This is a genomic window from Pedobacter cryotolerans (genome assembly GCF_005116475.1).
Taxonomy (GTDB): domain Bacteria; phylum Bacteroidota; class Bacteroidia; order Sphingobacteriales; family Sphingobacteriaceae; genus Pedobacter; species Pedobacter cryotolerans.
Genome location: NZ_SWBO01000001.1, coordinates 668878 through 685501, shown reverse-complemented (window position 1 = coordinate 685501; position 16624 = coordinate 668878). Strand labels below are relative to the sequence as shown.

Genomic DNA, 16624 nt, shown 5'->3' with positions numbered 1-16624 from the left:
ATGAAGAAAAGCAAATACATTAGCTTGGTTTTAATTACCGCAGCTTTAGCTTCTTGTGATAAAAAAGAGAAAGAATGGAACGAAGATGAGCCAAAGGTTTACATGCGTTCAGACACTTCTGCCAATTATTCTCGTTCGCACCACGGCATGGGCATTGGCACAGCGTTATTGTGGTATTATGCTTTTAGACCTTATGGCAGATACAATAACGGTGTTTACAGCAGAGCTGGATATTATAGCGGAGGCATAAACCAAAGTGCAAATTATGGTTCCAATGCCAGCAAGTCTGGTATTATTCGAGGTGGTTTTGGCAAAGGCTCAACTGTTTCTTCTTAATGGAAAGAATTAAAATATCGACACGAAATAATTGGCAAGCTGCAGTTGAAAATTTGGGATTTGGTTTTCATTCTACGGATGTGCCCTATTGGGATGAAAGTGTATATTACAAGTTTTCGGAAAGAGAAATCAATAAAATTGAAAAAGCTACTGCTGAGCTGTGGGACATGTGTTTAAACGCAGTTCAATATGTAATTGATAAAAAATTATATGCCAAATTTCATATTCCAGAATGGATTATTCCTGATCTAGAAAAATCGTGGGATAATGATCTACCTTCTATTTACGGAAGATTAGACTTGGCCTATAAAAATGGAGAAATCAAATTATTAGAATTTAATGCCGATACACCAACTTCACTTTATGAAGCTGGAATTGTACAATGGTTTTGGCTGCAAGATTTCGACAAAGAAAAAGACCAATTCAATTCGATACACGAAAAATTGATTGCCTATTGGAGTGAGCTAAAAAAACACCTTCACCAAGGCAAACTTCATTTTACCTGTATTAAAGATAGCCTTGAAGATTTAACAACGGTTGAATATTTAAGAGATTGTGCGATACAAGCTGGTATTGAAACCAAACTTGTTTTTATTGATGACATTGGATGGGATTTTAATGGGCAGTTTTTTGTAGATGCAGATGATGAGCAGATTAGAAACATCTTTAAACTTTACCCTTACGAATGGCTCTTAAATGAGGATTTCGGTAAGAATTTAACTGTAGATTTAACCAACACATTGTGGATTGAACCTTTGTGGAAAATGATTTTATCTAATAAAGCTATTTTACCAATCCTTTGGGAAATTTACCCTCATCATCCTTATTTATTGAAAACTTATTTTGATAAAGGCGATTTAGTTGACTATGCTAAAAAACCAATTTTAAGTAGAGAAGGCTCAAATATTGAACTTTTTAAGGATGGAAGATCTTTAGAAAAAACTGATGGAGAGTACGGAGAAGAGGGCTTTATTTACCAAGATCTGTTTGAATTACCTGATTTTGATGGAAACTATCCTTTAATTGGTAGTTGGATAATTGGACAAATGCCTGCAGGCATTGGAGTTAGAGAAGCTAATCGATTAATTACAGACAACAAAAGCAGGTTTGTACCGCATTTGATTGGGTAAAAAAATCTTCGAGATAAATCGTCATGCTGAATTTATTTCAGCATCTGTATTGCATTTTTTATAGAGCAGAGCCTATCCTATAGCGAGGCTGAAAGCTACGAAGAAAAATAAATTCAGGCTGACGCCATATGGTTTCTTACAAAAACTACAACTCCGCTTTAATCTTAGCAGCTGCTTCAGCCAATTCTTCTTGTGAAGGTGATAATTTCTCCTTGCTAAAATTCATATCTCCCACATTATTCATTGGTATCAAATGAATATGTGCATGAGGTACTTCTAAACCAATTACGGCAACACCAACCTTTTTACAAGGAAAAGCTTTTTTTAAGCCAACAGCAACAATTTTCGCAAATAAAGTTAAGCCGAAATAGCTTTCTTCATCCATATCGAAAATGTAATCAATTTCCTTTTTAGGGATCACCAAAACATGTCCCATCACTAACGGACTTACATCCAAAAAAGCTAAAAATTCGGTAGTTTCTGCTACCACATGCGCTTGGATTTCTCCGCTTACTATTTTCGAAAATACACTCATTTTAGAAGTTTAAAACCCCCTTTAGGGGTTGGGGTTTATCTAGATATCTCTAATATTTCAAATTCCATTTTTCCGGCAGGCACTTGTATTTCCGTTTTATCGCCAACAGATTTGCCTAATAAACCTTGTGCAATAGGCGATTTTACAGATATTTTACCAGTTTTTAAATCTGCTTCAGTTTCTGGCACCAATTGATAAGTCATTGAAGCACCATTTTTAACATTTTTGATTTTAACAATTGATAAGGCTAATACTTTTGTTAAGTCAAGTTTGCTTTCATCAATTAACCTAGCCGTAGATAAGGTGTTTTCCATCTTGGCAATCTTTGCTTCATGCATTCCTTGAGCCTCTTTGGCAGCATCATACTCAGCGTTTTCTGATAAATCCCCTTTGTCCCTTGCTTCTGCAATTTGTTTAGAAATTGCCGCTCTATCTACAGTTTTTAGTTTATGTAATTCCTCTTTTAGTTTATCTAAACCTTCTTGGGTATAATAAGTTACGTCTGACATACTTGGTTATTTTGTTGTAAATCCTCTAAAAAACAAACAAGACTACATCGGCCATTAGCCTACATAGTCTTGCTTCAATCAAAACGAAGATATAAGCCTATTTTTACAAAAGCAAATAATTTAATTTAAAAAGCATAAGGTTACGCGTTTATGGCATAACAATTTGGCTCATGCTTAACCGGAAAATTTAACGAATTAGCAATAAAACACATTTTATTAGCTTCCTCATGTAAGGTATTGGCAAGTTCAATCTGTTCTTTTTTAGAAATCAGCACTTCAGGTTGTAATAAAATTGAAGAAAACTGCCCACTTCCGTCCGTGTTTTCTACCATTGTACCAACTGCATTGTCTTTGTATTCCATCACCACAATTTCATGTTTAGAGCACAAATGCAAATACCAAAGCATGTGGCAAGAAGATACCGATGCCAATAACAAATCTTCGGGATTGTATTTAGTTTTATCACCTAAAAAAATAGAATCAGACGAACCAGAAATCGGTTCTTTATTTGCTATGGAAACTACAAAATCTCTATCGTAAGAACGATAATCCATTGTACCAGAGCCTTTATTGCCCGCCCAAACCAAATTGGTTTTATATTGATGTTCTTTTGCCATACTTTATTAGATTTGAGTATTGAGATGTGAGATTTGAGACACAGCCCATAGTCTAACACTCAAATAGCTTATATTTGTTAGGAGCAATTTAAGAATTATAATTTCATTTCGCCCAGCTTTTCCGCTAAAACTTCAGAAATTTTACGGTATGATTCGAAAGTCCAGCCGCCAACATGAGGTGTTAAAATTACCTTCCCATTAGCTTTTAAATCTTCAAACCAAGTTTGCTCAGCCAATATTGGAAATTTTTCAGCCTCCAAAACATCCAAGCCAGCACCTAAAATTTTACCATTTTTAATGTTTTTTAGCACAGCTGATGTATTTACAATTTCGCCCCTAGCAGTATTGATGAAAAATATGGGTTTTTTAAAATGGAAAAAATATTCATCATCTACCATTTGTTTGGTTTCTTTGGTTAGTGGAATATGTAAACTGAGCACATCGCTGTGTTTTACAATTTCTTCCATACTCACTTCTCTAACAAACTCATTACCAAAGCCAGTTTTATACTTATCGTAAGCAATTACATTTACCTCAAATCCAGCCAATTTACGAGCCATTTGTTGCCCCATAAAACCGTAACCAATTATACCCACGGTTTTGCCTTTCAACTCATAACCGCGGTTACTTTCCCTGTTCCAAACACCATTTCTAATTTCTGCATCCGCATTGCGGAAATTATTCATTAAAGCCAACAATAAACCAATTGCGTGCTCGCCAACTGCATCTCTATTCCCTTCTGGCGCATTAATTAGTTGGATATTTCTTTCATTGGCAATAGCAACATCTATATTATCTAAACCTGCTCCTGCCCTTGCTACAAATTTTAAATTTGGTGCAACATCGAATAGTTCTTGATCAATCCTAAACTTGGTTCGCACTGCGATGCCTACGTAATCTTTAATTATGGCTAAAGTTTCTGCTCGGGTAATTTGTGGTCGGTCATCAACCTCAAAACCTAAAGCTTTTGCTTTTTCTGCAAATGCAAGATGAAGATCGTCTATGATTAATATCTTTTCAGGCATAAATTAAACCTCCACCAATTTTGTTAAATGATTAGTCAACTCAATAAAATCTTCTACACTTAATTGCTCAGCTCGTTTATCAAAAAACAGATGATCATCCATTTTATCTTTAGGAATTGTACCCGATAAAGCATTACGCAAAGTTTTTCGTCTTTGGTTAAAGCCGCCTTTTACCGCACGCCAAAATAATTTTTCATCGCATGGTAAGGTTTCCATTTTATTTCTGCTTAGTCTGATAACTCCAGAGTTTACTTTCGGTGGTGGATTAAAAGTACCTGGTTTTACCGTAAACAAATATTCGATATCGTAATAAGCCTGTATCAACACACTTAAAATACCATATTCTTTGGTACCAGATTTTGATGCACAACGCTCGGCAACTTCTTTCTGAAACATGCCCACCATTTCTACGCAATGATCTTTATGTTCTAAAATTTTAAATAGAATTTGAGATGAAATATTGTAGGGGAAATTTCCAATTACAGCAAATTTGCCTTTAAAAATGGAAGTTAAATCGAGTTTCAAAAAATCGCCACTAATTAATCTTTCTCCCAACTGGGGATATTTTTGAGCCAAAAAAGCAACAGACTCAACATCAATATCAATCAAAAAAGTTTCTAAATTTTCTCTTTCTAAAAGGATATCTGTAAGTATGCCCATTCCTGGTCCAACCTCTAAAACTTGGCGATACTGATCGGTATGGACTAATCCATCTACAATTCGTTCGGCAATTCTTTTATCGGTTAAAAAATGCTGACCTAAATGTTTTTTCGCTTTTACTAAACTCATAATGCCAAAGGTAAGTATTTTTAAGGGTAGAGTTTAGGGGTTAGCGTTTAGCGATTAAGCAGCCAAACCAATCTCATTAGGAAAGCTACCAAGACTCATTTCTCAAATCTCATTTCTCATATCTCACATCTATTCGTTAATTTGCGCTAAATTCTATCAAAAAAGCATGAGCGATAAAATTAAAATAGGCATAAGCGTAGGTGATATTAACGGTATTGGTTTAGAAGTGATTTTGAAAACTTTTATGGAAACCAAAATGCTAGATTATTGTACACCAATTGTTTACGGGCATACAAAAGTAGCTTCTTTTCATAGAAAAGCTTTAAATATCGGCGATTTTATGTTCAATGTAATCACTTCTCCTGCCGATGCAAACCCACGCAAAGTAAACATGATTAACGCTTGGGAAGAAGATGTGAAAATTGAATTAGGGGTTGCCAATGAAACTGGCGGAAAATATGCTTTCCTTTCTTTACAAAAAGCTACCGATGATTTAGTTAATGGCTCCATTGATGCTTTAGTTACCGCTCCAATCAATAAAAACAATATCCAATCAGAAAATTTCAGTTTCCCTGGTCATACAGAATATTTGCAAGAACGTAGTGGCAGTAATGATGTGTTGATGTTTTTGATTAGCGAAACTTTACGTGTTGGTGTAGTTACTGGTCATATTCCTGTTTTAGAGGTGCCAACGGCGATTACCAAAGAGAAAATCGTTAAAAAAATTCAACTCATAAACGAAAGTTTAAAGAAAGATTTCTGGATCGAAAAACCGAAAATTGCAATTTTAGGATTAAATCCTCATGCTAGTGACAATGGTTTGTTAGGCAAAGAAGAAGCTGAAATTATATCGCCAGCCATACAAGAGGCATTTGACAAAGGCATAATTTGTTTTGGCCCTTACCCTGCCGATGGCTTTTTTGGTAATGGCACTTACAAAAAATTCGATGCAGTTTTAGCGATGTACCACGATCAAGGCTTAATCCCTTTTAAAACCATCGCTTTTGATACGGGTATAAATTATACAGCCGGATTAAAATTTGTACGCACTTCGCCAGATCATGGTACTGGTTACGATATTGCAGGTAAAAACTTGGCAGACCCAACATCATTTATGGAAGCTGTTTTTGCAGCAGTTCATATTGTAGAGCATCGCCGTGAGCAAGAAAACCTATTAAAAACACAATTACGCAGCGGCGGAAAGTTAATTGAAACTGCAAGTGATGTAAAAGATGATGCGAATTAAAGGTTAAAGGTTTAGAGGTTAGGGTTTAGGAAAAGGCAATCTTTCTACATACCACAAATATGGTATTTACATTCTCCTAAAAATTTCTCATTTTTAAGAAAACTTAAATACCTAAATCATGAAAAAATCTTTGCTTTTATTTGCTACCCTAATTCTTTCTTCAATTTTTGCAAATCATACCTTCGCTTCTGATGTTTATGCCGAATATAAAATGACTGGCATGGGCAATAAGCCTATTGTTAGCAAAATGTACATCAAAAATGGAGATGTGAGAACTGAAGTAAATATGGATATTGCTGGAACCAAAATGAATACCATTACATTAATGCTTAAAAGTAAGCCTAATGTGGTATTGGTTTTTAACTCATTAAACAAAACTTACACAGAAACAAAGAGTACCTCTGCTACAACAGCTAAAAACCCAGAAATAAAAGTTATGGGGAACGAAAAAGTGGGCAATTACAATTGCACCAGGGTTAAGATGACTGCTGAAGGAAAAACTTGGGATATTTGGTATGCAAAAGATTTACCCGCTACAAATCTTCCCATTACAGGAAACGATGCAATTGTAAATCAGAAAATTATGGCCCAACTTAAAAGCAAAGGCATTACAGGTATGCCTGCTAAAATAGTGCTTTATAAGCCAAATACCACAACCATAATGATGACGATGTTACTCACTAAATATGAACAAAAACCTTTAGCATCATCATTATTTGCTATACCAGCAGGCTATAGTAAAAACAGCATGACTATGGATGTTGATAAAATGAAAAACATGACCGCTCAAGAGCGCAAAGAAATGATCATGAAAATGATGAAAGCACAAACTAAACAATGAGATTACTTCCAATTATACAACCAGCAGAACTTATCAACCTAAACCCTGATGATTATATTTTATTTGATGCAAGTGCTGGTTCAAAAGCTCGATACGATGAAAATCATTTAGCTGGTGCATTTTATATCGACTTAAATACAGACTTAGCCAATATTGGAGATTTCGCCATTGGCGGAAGACATCCATTACCTACTATTGAACAATTTGCCTCAACGTTGGGCAATTTTGGCATTGAACCTCAAAATCATGTAATTATATACGATGATAAAAATGGTAGCAATGCAGCAGCTCGTTTTTGGTGGATGCTTAAAGCCATTGGCCATGAAAAAGTACAAGTTTTAAATGGTGGATTTGATGCCGCCGTTAATGCCGGTTTTGCAACGAATAATGAAATTCCAAAAGCTAATGCTAAAAAATCCTACCCCAATACAGGTTGGCAATTATCACTTGCTGATATAGATGAGGTTGAAATTGCAAGCAAAACTGGCAACCAAACCATTGTTGATGTTAGAGATGCCAAGCGCTTTGCTGGTTTAACCGAACCTATCGATTTAATTGCAGGGCATATTCCGGGAGCGATTAACATTCCATTTACCAATAGCTTAGATGAAAATGGTTCTTTCTTTAACCCTAAAGTATTAAAGAAAGTGTTAGATATGGAATTGGCAGATGCAAATGCAGAAAATCTGATTGTGCATTGCGGCTCGGGTGTAACAGCTTGCCAGTTATTGTTAGCGATGGATTATGCAGGTTTAGCTATTCCGAAGTTGTATGTGGGCTCTTGGAGTGAGTGGAGCAGAAATGATAAAGATATGATTTTGGCAGAGCAATAGCTTTTTAAACCACCTAAGAAACCGAAGAAAACCTAAGCAAGGGTTTGACAAGAATAGAGATACACTTTAAATTAGATTTGAAGCGCAATTGCTGAGCTATAATTAATGGAGGTTCCTGCTTTCGCTCCAATCTTTTTGTGATTGGCGCTGCAAATTTCGTAAGTTTTAAAAACTTACGTAGTTTAAATGGTTCTGCAACAAAAAGTATTTCCCGCTAAAATCAGGGCTATATAACAAACTATCTTGCAACTATGAGAGGTTGCAAAGCCGCAAAAGAACCACTACCTTAATTACCTAAACCTTATTGAAGCGGCATCTTTTTTACCAAAGTCCCCTTTAGGGGATTTAGTGGTAAAGATACAGCGGAAAGAAGGGCTTAATGATGCGAAAAGCACTGACAATGTTTTTCAAATTAATTAAATAAACCAGATTTTAAATCTCTAGTTTAACCGAACAGATTCTTTACAAGTGTCAGAATGATAAATTCGCATTCATTTTTACAAAAAGATTTCATTTTATTAAAATATTTCCTACCTTTGCAGGCTAAAATTTAGTTACAATTGAAGGCATTAAAACAATTTTCAATCCCGTTTACAGGCTTAAAATTGGGCAAACATCAATTCGATTTTGAAATTGATAAAAGCTTTTTTGATGCATTTGAGTACTCTTTGGTTAAAGATGGAGCACTTAAAGCTAAACTAGATTTAGATAAACAGGAGACGATGTTGTTATTGAACTTCCATATTTGGGGAACAATACAATTAAATTGCGATAAATGTTTAGCTGAATTTGGACAACCGATTGAGATTAAAGAAAGGCAGATTGTTAAATTTGCAGAAGATGAGTTAGAGAGCGATGATTTAGAAATCATTGTTTTAAACAGAAAGGAAAGCGAAATTGATGTTTCGGAAATGATTTACGAATTCATTAATGTAGCAATACCTTACATAAATAACTGCGAACAGGCAGGCACCGACCAAAAATGCGACCCAGAAATGCTAGCAACCTTGGAAAAATTGGCTACCGGTAGTGCAGAAAATGAAGAAGAAAAAAATGACGACCCACGTTGGGAAGCATTAAAAAAATTAAAATAAAATAAAACAAATCAGCAATGGCACATCCAAAACGCAAGATTTCTAAACAAAGAAGAGATAAAAGAAGAACTCACTATAAAGCAGTAGCTCCTTCTTTGGCTACATGCCAAACTACTGGTGCGATACATGTTCCTCATACAGCTTACAATGTTGATGGTAACTTGTACTACAACGGTAAATTAGTTATCGAAAACACTTCAATAGGTTAATTTTCTAAGAAAATTTTTGTGTTTATTATTGGTTTAAGTTTAACTTAGATTAATAATTGCGAAGCAATTAAATTAACACAAAAGATTTTTACTATGAAAATAGGTCTCGATATTATGGGCGGAGACTATGCGCCCAAGGCTAACGTCTTGGGTGCAATAGCAGCTCATCAATCCCTAAAAGCTGATGAGCACTTGGTGCTTATTGGTGATACACAGCAGATTAAACCTCTACTTATAGAACAGGGATTCGACCCTGAGCTATTCGAATACGTACATACCGACGAAGTGATTGGTATGGGCGAACATCCTACAAAGGCTATTGTTCAAAAGCCAAATTCAAGCATTGCGGTAGGCTTTCAAATGCTTAAAGAAGGTAAATTAGATTCTTTCGCAAGTGCGGGTAATTCTGGCGCAATGTTAGTTGGCGCTGTTTTTAGCGTTAAAACAATTCCTGGTATTCTTCGTCCTTGTTTAACAAGTATTGTCCCTAAACTTAAAGGCGGTTTAGGCTTAATGCTTGATGTTGGCGCAAATGCTGATTGTAAACCTGAGTTTTTACAGCAGTTTGGTATTTTAGGAAGTTTGTATGCAGAACACGTGATGCAAATTGAAAACCCTAAAGTGGCTTTAATGAATATTGGCGAAGAGGATGAAAAAGGCAATATGCTTTCTTTAGCAGCTTTTCCGTTGATGAAAGAGAGCAATCAGTTTAATTTTGTAGGAAACGTTGAAGGTAGAGACTTATTTAATGATAAAGCCGATGTAATTGTGTGTGATGGTTTTACAGGAAATGTGATGTTAAAATTGGCAGAATCATTTTATGTAATTACCATTAAAAAAGGATTAAAAGACGAATTTTTTGATCGTTTTAATTACGAAAACTATGGTGGTAGCCCTGTTTTAGGTGTAAATGCTCCAGTTTTAATTGGGCATGGTATTTCTAGTCCGTTGGCTATTAAAAATATGATTTTTCAATCGAGGGATATGATTACCTCTAACTTGGTTGGAAAAATACAAGCTGCATTCCAATAATTTAAAAAAAATACAATGAACAAAATTCACGCTGCTATTACAGCTGTTAACGGTTACGTTCCTGATTACATCATGACTAATAAGGAAATGGAAACCCTAGTTGATACATCTGATGAATGGATAACTAGCAGAACTGGCATTAGAGAGCGACGAATATTAAAAGGGGAAGGTTTGGGCACTTCAGATATGGCTGTACACGCTGTAAATGGATTACTAAAAAAACGTGGAATTGATGCGATGGAAATTGATTTGATCATTTTCTGTACAACAACTCCAGATTTCACTTTTCCGGCTACTGCGAATGTTTTAGCAGATAAAATTGGCGCTAGAAATGCTTGGGGTTACGATTTACAAGCAGCTTGTTCTGGTTTTATTTTCGGCTTAAGCACTGGAGCACAATTTATCGAGTCGGGCAAACATAAAAAAGTTTTAGTTGTTGGTGGCGATAAAATGTCATCAATTATCAATTATAAAGATAGAACTACCTGCATTATTTTTGGTGATGGTTGTGGTTGCGCCTTATTAGAACCAAACGAAGAAGGCTTTGGAATTCAAGATTCTATTTTAAGATCTGATGGTTCGGGTAAAGAGTTTTTAGGCATGAAAGCTGGAGGCTCTGTTCTGCCTGCAACTCACGAAACCATTGATGCCAATTTACATGCAGTACACCAAGAAGGGCCAACTGTATTTAAATTTGCCGTTACGAATATGGCAGATGTAGCTGCAGAGATTATGGAACGAAACAACCTAACTGCCAATGATGTAGCCTGGTTAGTTCCACATCAAGCAAATAAGCGCATTATTGATGCAACTGCATCACGCATGGGTGTAGATTCTGATAAAGTAATGATTAATATTGAACGTTACGGAAATACAACAAACGGAACCATTCCACTTTGTTTATGGGAATGGGAAAGTAAAATGAAAAAAGGCGATAATATTATTATAGCCGCATTTGGCGGAGGCTTTACTTGGGGCTCTATTTACTTGAAATGGGCTTATAATAGTTAGTTCAAAGTTGATGGTTAATGGTCTATTGCCTAAGTTATTAGACTAAAATCTATCAACCATAGACTATCAACCTTATTTCCCTTTTAATTTAAAACAAAAAAACTATAACTTAGTTAATTCATAAAGACACCAATTTTTTTAACATAACAACAAAAGAATGGATATCAAACAAATTCAGGAACTCATTAAGTTTGTCTCGCGGTCGGGCGTAAATGAAGTTGCTATTGAGCAAGAAAACTTCAAAATTACCATTAAAACTAACCAAGCACCTGTTTATGTAAATGCAGCATTACCAGCAGCACCGGCTCCACAGCCAGTAACGCCAACGGCTGCAGCAGCACAGCCAACAGTAGAAATCAAATCAACCGCTCCTGCAGCTGAAGATACTTCTAAATACATCACTATAAAATCGCCAATGATTGGTACTTTTTACCGTTCATCTAGCCCTGATAAACCATTATTTGTAAATGTTGGCGATGAGATTGGCGTAGGTAAAGTAATTTGTATTGTAGAGGCAATGAAATTATTTAATGAAATTGAAAGTGAAGTATCAGGCCGTATTGTTAAAGTATTGGTAGATAATGCTTCGCCAATTGAGTACGATCAACCATTATTTTTAGTAGAACCAATTTAAACCCGTCATGCTGAACTTGTTTCAGCATCTTTTGTATAACTGATCATGATCCCGAACTTTCGGGACAGGATGACGAAAACAATATATTATGTTTAAAAAAATATTAATTGCCAACAGGGGTGAAATCGCTTTGCGTATTATACGTACCTGTAAAGAAATGGGCATAAAAACGGTAGCTGTTTACTCAACTGCAGATAGAGAGAGTTTACACGTACGTTTTGCCGATGAGGCTGTTTGTATCGGTCCGCCACCAAGTAAAGATTCCTATTTAAGTATTCCAAATATTATTTCTGCAGCAGAATTAACCAATGCAGATGCCATACACCCAGGTTACGGTTTCCTTTCAGAAAATGCAAAATTTTCTTCGGTTTGCCGCGATTATGGAATTAAATTTATTGGAGCAACACCTGAACAAATTAATGGCATGGGCGATAAAGCCTCTGCAAAAGCAACCATGAAAATTGCAGGTGTACCAACAATTCCAGGTTCTGAAGGTTTATTAACCAGCGTAAAAGAAGGAATTGAAATTGCAAATGACATGGGTTACCCTGTAATTTTAAAAGCTACAGCAGGTGGTGGTGGCCGCGGGATGCGTATCGTTTGGAAAGATGAAGACTTTGAAAATGCTTGGGATAGCGCCCGTCAAGAATCTGGTGCCGCCTTTGGTAATGATGGCCTTTATTTAGAAAAATATATTGAAGATCCTCGTCACATTGAAATCCAAGTAATTGGAGATCAGTTTGGCAAAGCTTGCCATTTATCAGAAAGAGATTGTTCTATTCAACGTCGTCACCAAAAATTAGTTGAAGAAGCTCCATCTCCATTTATGACACCAGAATTGCGTGAAAAAATGGGCGAAGCTGCCATTAAAGGAGCTTTAGCTGTAAATTATGAAGGAGCTGGAACGGTAGAATTTTTAGTAGATAAACACCGCAACTTCTACTTTATGGAAATGAATACCCGTATCCAAGTAGAGCATCCAGTAACGGAAGAAGTAATTAATTTCGATTTAATTAAGGAGCAGATTAAAGTTGCCGCTGGTATTCCAATATCAGGAAACAATTATCTACCAAATATGCATGCGATTGAATGTCGTATCAATGCTGAAGATCCATTTAATAATTTCAGACCATCTCCAGGAAAAATTACAAATTTCCATTCACCAGGCGGACATGGCGTACGTGTAGACACACATGTTTATGCAGGTTATCAAATTCCATCTAACTACGATTCGATGATCGCAAAGCTGATTTGCGTGGCCCAAACTCGTGAAGAAGCTATTTGTACCATGGAACGTGCCTTAAGTGAATTTGTTATTGAAGGTGTTAAAACAACTATTCCTTTTCACCTAAAATTAATGAAAGACCCGAATTTTAGGGCAGGTAATTTTACCACTAAATTCATGGAAACTTTCGAATTTTCAGAATAATATAATCTTTTATTAGATATTAACCGTAAATACCATTCTATATCAAATAGAATGGTATTTTTGTTTACAAATAATTTCAATGAGCGATAACAAGGCAAAGGATCTAATTGATTCGATAAAGAAAAAAGGAAAAAGCTTAGAGGCAGAAATGTCTTTTTTTGACCATTTAGATGTTTTACGTAAGCACTTATTAAGAACTTTAGCTGTTGTAACAGTTTTTGTTTGTGCATCCTTTTATTTTAGTGAATTTATATGGTCTGATATCATCATGGGACCAAAAAAGGCAGATTTCTGGACTTACAGAATGATGTGTAATTTAGTAGAAACACTACCCTCATTAATACCTCAAGAATTTTGTATTAAAGTAATTGATGCAAAGCTGATCAATTTAGAAATGGCTGGTCAGTTTACCCTCTTAATGAACTCAAGTATCACCGCAGGTTTAATTTTAGGCGTGCCGTATCTTCTTTTTGAGATTTGGCTATTTATAAAACCAGCATTGTTAGACACTGAAAAAAAATCGGCTAGTGGATTTGTATTTTTTGCTTCGATGTTATTTTTTGCTGGAGTTTTATTTGGCTACTATATTATTGCGCCACTGTCTATTAACTTCTTATTAACTTTTACTGTAGATCCTAGTATTGCTAATACCATTACAATCGATTCCTATTTATCGCTAATATTAACTTTAGCATTAGGTTCTGGTATTATTTTCCAGCTTCCTGTAGTAATTTATATCCTTAGCAAGTTGGGTATCATGACACCTCAATTTATGAGAAAGAGCAGAAGATATGCCATTGTACTTATCTTAATTGTAGCTTCTGTTGTTACTCCTACTGCAGATCCTTATACAATGCTTATCGTTGCTTTCCCGCTTTTCTTATTGTACGAATTGAGTATCATGATTTCGGCAAATATCCAACGCAAAAAACTAAAAGCTGAAACTGCATTATATAAAAACTAATTAATTGGATTTTGTTAACTTTTTGTGTTAAACGTCTAAAAAGTTAACAAATCCTCTATATGTTTACTACATCGCCCAAATTAAATTTCTTTAACCCTAAGCTTCATCTCGCAACAAAAAATTTACGCATAAGCTGCTTTATTCTACATAAATTTGAAAATGCCTTTAGAAAACAAATTAAAAATCGCCCTTGGCTCTGATCATGCTGGTTTCGATTATAAAGAAATGTTAAAATCTTTTTTAAACGGTTACGAAATTAAAGATTTTGGAACCTATTCTGCAGATTCTGTAGATTATCCAGACTTTGCACATCCTGTTGCAGCAGGAGTAGAAAAAAATGAATTTGATTTTGGAATTCTAGTTTGCGGCAGTGCGAATGGTGTTGCTATTACAGCCAACAAACATCAAGGTACTAGAGCTGCCATTTGCTGGGAAAATGAAATTGCAGCTTTAGCAAGACAACATAACAATGCTAATGTAATTTGCATTCCTGCTAGGTTTGTTTCTACCGATTTGGCAAAAGAAATGGTCACTACTTTTTTAACCACAGCATTTGAAGGTGGACGACACCAAAACAGAGTGAATAAAATGTCTTGCTAAGGATATAAAAAATACACCTATTTATATTCGCATAATGTGAACTAATATTTATTTAAAGCCGTTGTAATAATTTAAATTTGCTTAACGAACTAACAAACACTTAATAAAACTGATGAAAAAAACATTTCTATACACTGGCTTAGCTATATTGCTAAGTGTTGGTGCATCGGCTCAGAAAAACTCTGACGCCATAAAATTTAGCGAAACCATTACTAAAGATAGAGGATTTAGTCACCTATCTGTTTTAGCTTCTGATGAATATGAAGGTAGAGAAACAGGCAAAAAAGGCGCTTGGATGGCTGCTGAATATATCAAAAAACAGTTTAAAAGCTTTGGTTTAAAAGGCCCAGTTAAAGATGGTAAAGATAAATACTTTCAAAATGTTGGGTTAATTACTAATGATGTTGCTGGCGCTTCATTAGCAGTTAATGGCAAAGCTAGAAAGTTAAATGCCGATTTCATGATACCAAGTAATAGTGTAGCCAACGCTCCTATTGCTATTAACGTAAATGAAGTGATTTTTGCTGGTTACGGACTTACCAAAGACGGTTATGATGATTTTGCTGGCATTAATGCAGAGGGCAAAGTAATCATGATTTTTTCTGCTGGAGACCCAACTATTAAAGCAGGCGAGCCTGAGTTAACCGGTAGAGCGGCTATGATGGCCAGACAAAAAATGATGACAACTTTAATGAAAGCTAAACCTAAAGCTATTCTTTTGGTTGATATGAACTTTGATAAAATGCCAGAATATGCTAAAATTGCAGCTGCATCTGGCAGAATCATGTTGAAAAAAGATGCCCCTGCAACCGCAGCTCCTGCCAGACCAACTTTAACAACTTTAACAATTTCTCCAGCAACTGCTAACGAAATTTTAAAAACTAGCAATACAACTGTTGAAGCATTGGCTCAAAAAATTAAAGAAAGCGGTAAACCAGCTTCAATTACTGCAAATACAGCTTTAATGGTTGCAGCTCAGAAAAAAGAAACTACTCACCGTGGCGAAAATGTTTTAGGCTTTTTAGAAGGTTCTGATCCTATACTTAAAAATGAAGTTTTAGTAGTTACAAGTCACTATGACCATATTGGTTTAGTTGCAGACCCTAATGCTACAGATAAAGTTAACAATGGTGCAGATGACGATGGTTCTGGTACTACAGGAGTTTTAATGCTAGCAGAGGCATTCGCTAAGGCTGCAAAAGCTGGTAAAGGCCCAAAAAGAAGTGTTTTATTTATGACCGTTGTTGGAGAAGAAAAAGGCCTATTGGGTTCTGAATGGTATGCAGAGCATCCAATTTTCTCAATTGAGAACACTATCACAAATTTAAATATCGACATGATTGGACGTGGTGATGATGACCGTCCAGGCGATAATAACTTCGTTTATATTATTGGATCTAACATGCTTAGCGATGATTTAGATCGTATTGGAAAAAAAGCAAATGAAGATTATGTAAACATTGTTTTAGACGAAAAATATAACAACCGTACTGATCCAAACCAATTCTATTACCGTTCAGATCACTATAACTTCGCCAAGTTCGGTATTCCTGTAATTTTCTATTTTAATGGTGTACATAAAGATTACCACCAACCAGGAGATGAAGTGAGCAAAATTGATTTCCCTATGTTAGCTAAAAGAGCACAGTTGGTATATTTTACAGCATGGGAATTAGCTAATGGCGCAAATCGTCCAGTTGTGAACAAAAATGAGGATGGTACGCCTAAAACTAATTAGTTTTTAGATATGCGTATTGAGTTGTGAGATAGTAGAATAGATCCATAACGAA

At 35.5% G+C, this 16624-nt stretch carries 19 protein-coding genes; 14 read left to right on the top strand and 5 right to left on the bottom strand.

What is annotated here, in order from left to right; translation table 11 throughout:
• Both FA045_RS03070 and FA045_RS03065 read left to right on the top strand, forming a co-directional pair.
• Positions 1-336, top strand: coding sequence for a hypothetical protein (locus FA045_RS03070; RefSeq protein WP_136874313.1), 336 nt, complete (start codon positions 1-3; stop codon positions 334-336).
• Positions 336-1466 carry a glutathionylspermidine synthase family protein gene (locus tag FA045_RS03065; protein WP_136874311.1) on the top strand — a complete coding sequence of 377 codons (1131 nt, stop codon included), beginning with the start codon at positions 336-338 and terminating at the stop codon, positions 1464-1466. The genes FA045_RS03070 and FA045_RS03065 overlap by 1 nt, the downstream gene beginning before the upstream one ends.
• 145 nt (positions 1467-1611) lie before the next feature.
• Here the strand turns inward: FA045_RS03065 and FA045_RS03060 are convergent, their stop codons facing one another.
• The 5 genes from FA045_RS03060 to rsmA all read right to left on the bottom strand — a co-directional run bounded on the left by FA045_RS03060 (position 1612) and on the right by rsmA (position 4941).
• The gene (locus FA045_RS03060; RefSeq protein ID WP_136874309.1) at positions 1612-2001 is read right to left on the bottom strand and encodes an HIT family protein; all 390 of its coding nucleotides are present in this window, start codon (positions 1999-2001) and stop codon (positions 1612-1614) included.
• Between the two features lie 35 nt (positions 2002-2036).
• On the bottom strand, positions 2037-2510 hold the full coding sequence (greA, locus tag FA045_RS03055) for a transcription elongation factor GreA (protein ID WP_136874307.1): 474 nt from the start codon (positions 2508-2510) through the stop codon (positions 2037-2039).
• Between the two features lie 140 nt (positions 2511-2650).
• Complete coding sequence (locus tag FA045_RS03050) at positions 2651-3127, bottom strand: OsmC family protein (protein WP_136874305.1); 477 nt, start codon at positions 3125-3127, stop codon at positions 2651-2653.
• A 95-nt stretch (positions 3128-3222) separates the two neighbouring features.
• The gene (locus FA045_RS03045; protein ID WP_136874303.1) at positions 3223-4152 is read right to left on the bottom strand and encodes an NAD(P)-dependent oxidoreductase; all 930 of its coding nucleotides are present in this window, start codon (positions 4150-4152) and stop codon (positions 3223-3225) included.
• A gap of 3 nt (positions 4153-4155) precedes the next feature.
• Positions 4156-4941, bottom strand: a complete 786-nt coding sequence (gene rsmA / locus FA045_RS03040) for a 16S rRNA (adenine(1518)-N(6)/adenine(1519)-N(6))-dimethyltransferase RsmA (protein WP_136874301.1) — start codon at positions 4939-4941, stop codon at positions 4156-4158.
• Between the two features lie 166 nt (positions 4942-5107).
• Here rsmA and pdxA point away from each other — a divergent pair, with 166 nt between their 5' ends.
• From pdxA to FA045_RS02980, 12 genes are all read left to right on the top strand, one after another.
• Entirely contained in the window at positions 5108-6187 is a 1080-nt protein-coding gene (pdxA, locus tag FA045_RS03035; RefSeq protein WP_136874299.1) for a 4-hydroxythreonine-4-phosphate dehydrogenase PdxA, read from the top strand.
• 118 nt (positions 6188-6305) lie between these two features.
• Complete coding sequence (locus FA045_RS03030; RefSeq protein WP_136874297.1) at positions 6306-7028, top strand: DUF4412 domain-containing protein; 723 nt, start codon at positions 6306-6308, stop codon at positions 7026-7028.
• Entirely contained in the window at positions 7025-7861 is an 837-nt protein-coding gene (locus tag FA045_RS03025; protein WP_136874295.1) for a sulfurtransferase, read from the top strand. Before FA045_RS03030 ends, FA045_RS03025 begins: the two co-directional genes overlap by 4 nt.
• Positions 7862-8421: 560 nt before the next feature.
• On the top strand, positions 8422-8955 hold the full coding sequence (locus tag FA045_RS03020; RefSeq protein WP_136874293.1) for a YceD family protein: 534 nt from the start codon (positions 8422-8424) through the stop codon (positions 8953-8955).
• A gap of 17 nt (positions 8956-8972) precedes the next feature.
• Positions 8973-9164: a 50S ribosomal protein L32 gene (rpmF, locus tag FA045_RS03015; RefSeq protein WP_131552139.1), complete on the top strand. Its 192-nt coding sequence runs from the start codon at positions 8973-8975 to the stop codon at positions 9162-9164.
• Positions 9165-9257: 93 nt separating this feature from the next.
• Positions 9258-10196, top strand: a complete 939-nt coding sequence (gene plsX / locus FA045_RS03010; protein WP_136874291.1) for a phosphate acyltransferase PlsX — start codon at positions 9258-9260, stop codon at positions 10194-10196.
• Between the two features lie 15 nt (positions 10197-10211).
• Positions 10212-11207 (top strand): beta-ketoacyl-ACP synthase III, encoded by a 996-nt coding sequence (locus FA045_RS03005; protein WP_136874289.1) that lies wholly within the window; start codon positions 10212-10214, stop codon positions 11205-11207.
• A 157-nt stretch (positions 11208-11364) separates the two neighbouring features.
• Positions 11365-11841 carry an acetyl-CoA carboxylase biotin carboxyl carrier protein gene (gene accB / locus FA045_RS03000; protein WP_136874287.1) on the top strand — a complete coding sequence of 159 codons (477 nt, stop codon included), beginning with the start codon at positions 11365-11367 and terminating at the stop codon, positions 11839-11841.
• Between the two features lie 88 nt (positions 11842-11929).
• The gene (gene accC / locus FA045_RS02995; protein WP_136874285.1) at positions 11930-13270 is read left to right on the top strand and encodes an acetyl-CoA carboxylase biotin carboxylase subunit; all 1341 of its coding nucleotides are present in this window, start codon (positions 11930-11932) and stop codon (positions 13268-13270) included.
• Between the two features lie 79 nt (positions 13271-13349).
• The gene (tatC, locus tag FA045_RS02990; RefSeq protein WP_136874282.1) at positions 13350-14234 is read left to right on the top strand and encodes a twin-arginine translocase subunit TatC; all 885 of its coding nucleotides are present in this window, start codon (positions 13350-13352) and stop codon (positions 14232-14234) included.
• Between the two features lie 159 nt (positions 14235-14393).
• Positions 14394-14834, top strand: coding sequence for a ribose 5-phosphate isomerase B (gene rpiB, locus FA045_RS02985; RefSeq protein WP_136874280.1), 441 nt, complete (start codon positions 14394-14396; stop codon positions 14832-14834).
• Between the two features lie 112 nt (positions 14835-14946).
• Positions 14947-16572, top strand: coding sequence for a M28 family peptidase (locus FA045_RS02980; RefSeq protein ID WP_136874278.1), 1626 nt, complete (start codon positions 14947-14949; stop codon positions 16570-16572).
• The last annotated feature ends 52 nt before the right edge of the window (positions 16573-16624 follow it).

Bases quoted from the DNA above. Each gene is read 5' to 3' on its own strand.
- FA045_RS03070 (WP_136874313.1), top strand. From the start codon at position 1: ATGAAGAAAAGCAAATACATTAGCTTGGTTTTAATTACCGCAGCTTTA.
- FA045_RS03065 (WP_136874311.1), top strand. From the start codon at position 336: ATGGAAAGAATTAAAATATCGACACGAAATAATTGGCAAGCTGCAGTT.
- FA045_RS03060 (WP_136874309.1), bottom strand. From the start codon at position 2,001: ATGAGTGTATTTTCGAAAATAGTAAGCGGAGAAATCCAAGCGCATGTG.
- greA (WP_136874307.1), bottom strand. From the start codon at position 2,510: ATGTCAGACGTAACTTATTATACCCAAGAAGGTTTAGATAAACTAAAA.
- FA045_RS03050 (WP_136874305.1), bottom strand. From the start codon at position 3,127: ATGGCAAAAGAACATCAATATAAAACCAATTTGGTTTGGGCGGGCAAT.
- FA045_RS03045 (WP_136874303.1), bottom strand. From the start codon at position 4,152: ATGCCTGAAAAGATATTAATCATAGACGATCTTCATCTTGCATTTGCA.
- rsmA (WP_136874301.1), bottom strand. From the start codon at position 4,941: ATGAGTTTAGTAAAAGCGAAAAAACATTTAGGTCAGCATTTTTTAACC.
- pdxA (WP_136874299.1), top strand. From the start codon at position 5,108: ATGAGCGATAAAATTAAAATAGGCATAAGCGTAGGTGATATTAACGGT.
- FA045_RS03030 (WP_136874297.1), top strand. From the start codon at position 6,306: ATGAAAAAATCTTTGCTTTTATTTGCTACCCTAATTCTTTCTTCAATT.
- FA045_RS03025 (WP_136874295.1), top strand. From the start codon at position 7,025: ATGAGATTACTTCCAATTATACAACCAGCAGAACTTATCAACCTAAAC.
- rpmF (WP_131552139.1), top strand. From the start codon at position 8,973: ATGGCACATCCAAAACGCAAGATTTCTAAACAAAGAAGAGATAAAAGA.
- plsX (WP_136874291.1), top strand. From the start codon at position 9,258: ATGAAAATAGGTCTCGATATTATGGGCGGAGACTATGCGCCCAAGGCT.
- FA045_RS03005 (WP_136874289.1), top strand. From the start codon at position 10,212: ATGAACAAAATTCACGCTGCTATTACAGCTGTTAACGGTTACGTTCCT.
- accB (WP_136874287.1), top strand. From the start codon at position 11,365: ATGGATATCAAACAAATTCAGGAACTCATTAAGTTTGTCTCGCGGTCG.
- accC (WP_136874285.1), top strand. From the start codon at position 11,930: ATGTTTAAAAAAATATTAATTGCCAACAGGGGTGAAATCGCTTTGCGT.
- tatC (WP_136874282.1), top strand. From the start codon at position 13,350: ATGAGCGATAACAAGGCAAAGGATCTAATTGATTCGATAAAGAAAAAA.
- rpiB (WP_136874280.1), top strand. From the start codon at position 14,394: ATGCCTTTAGAAAACAAATTAAAAATCGCCCTTGGCTCTGATCATGCT.
- FA045_RS02980 (WP_136874278.1), top strand. From the start codon at position 14,947: ATGAAAAAAACATTTCTATACACTGGCTTAGCTATATTGCTAAGTGTT.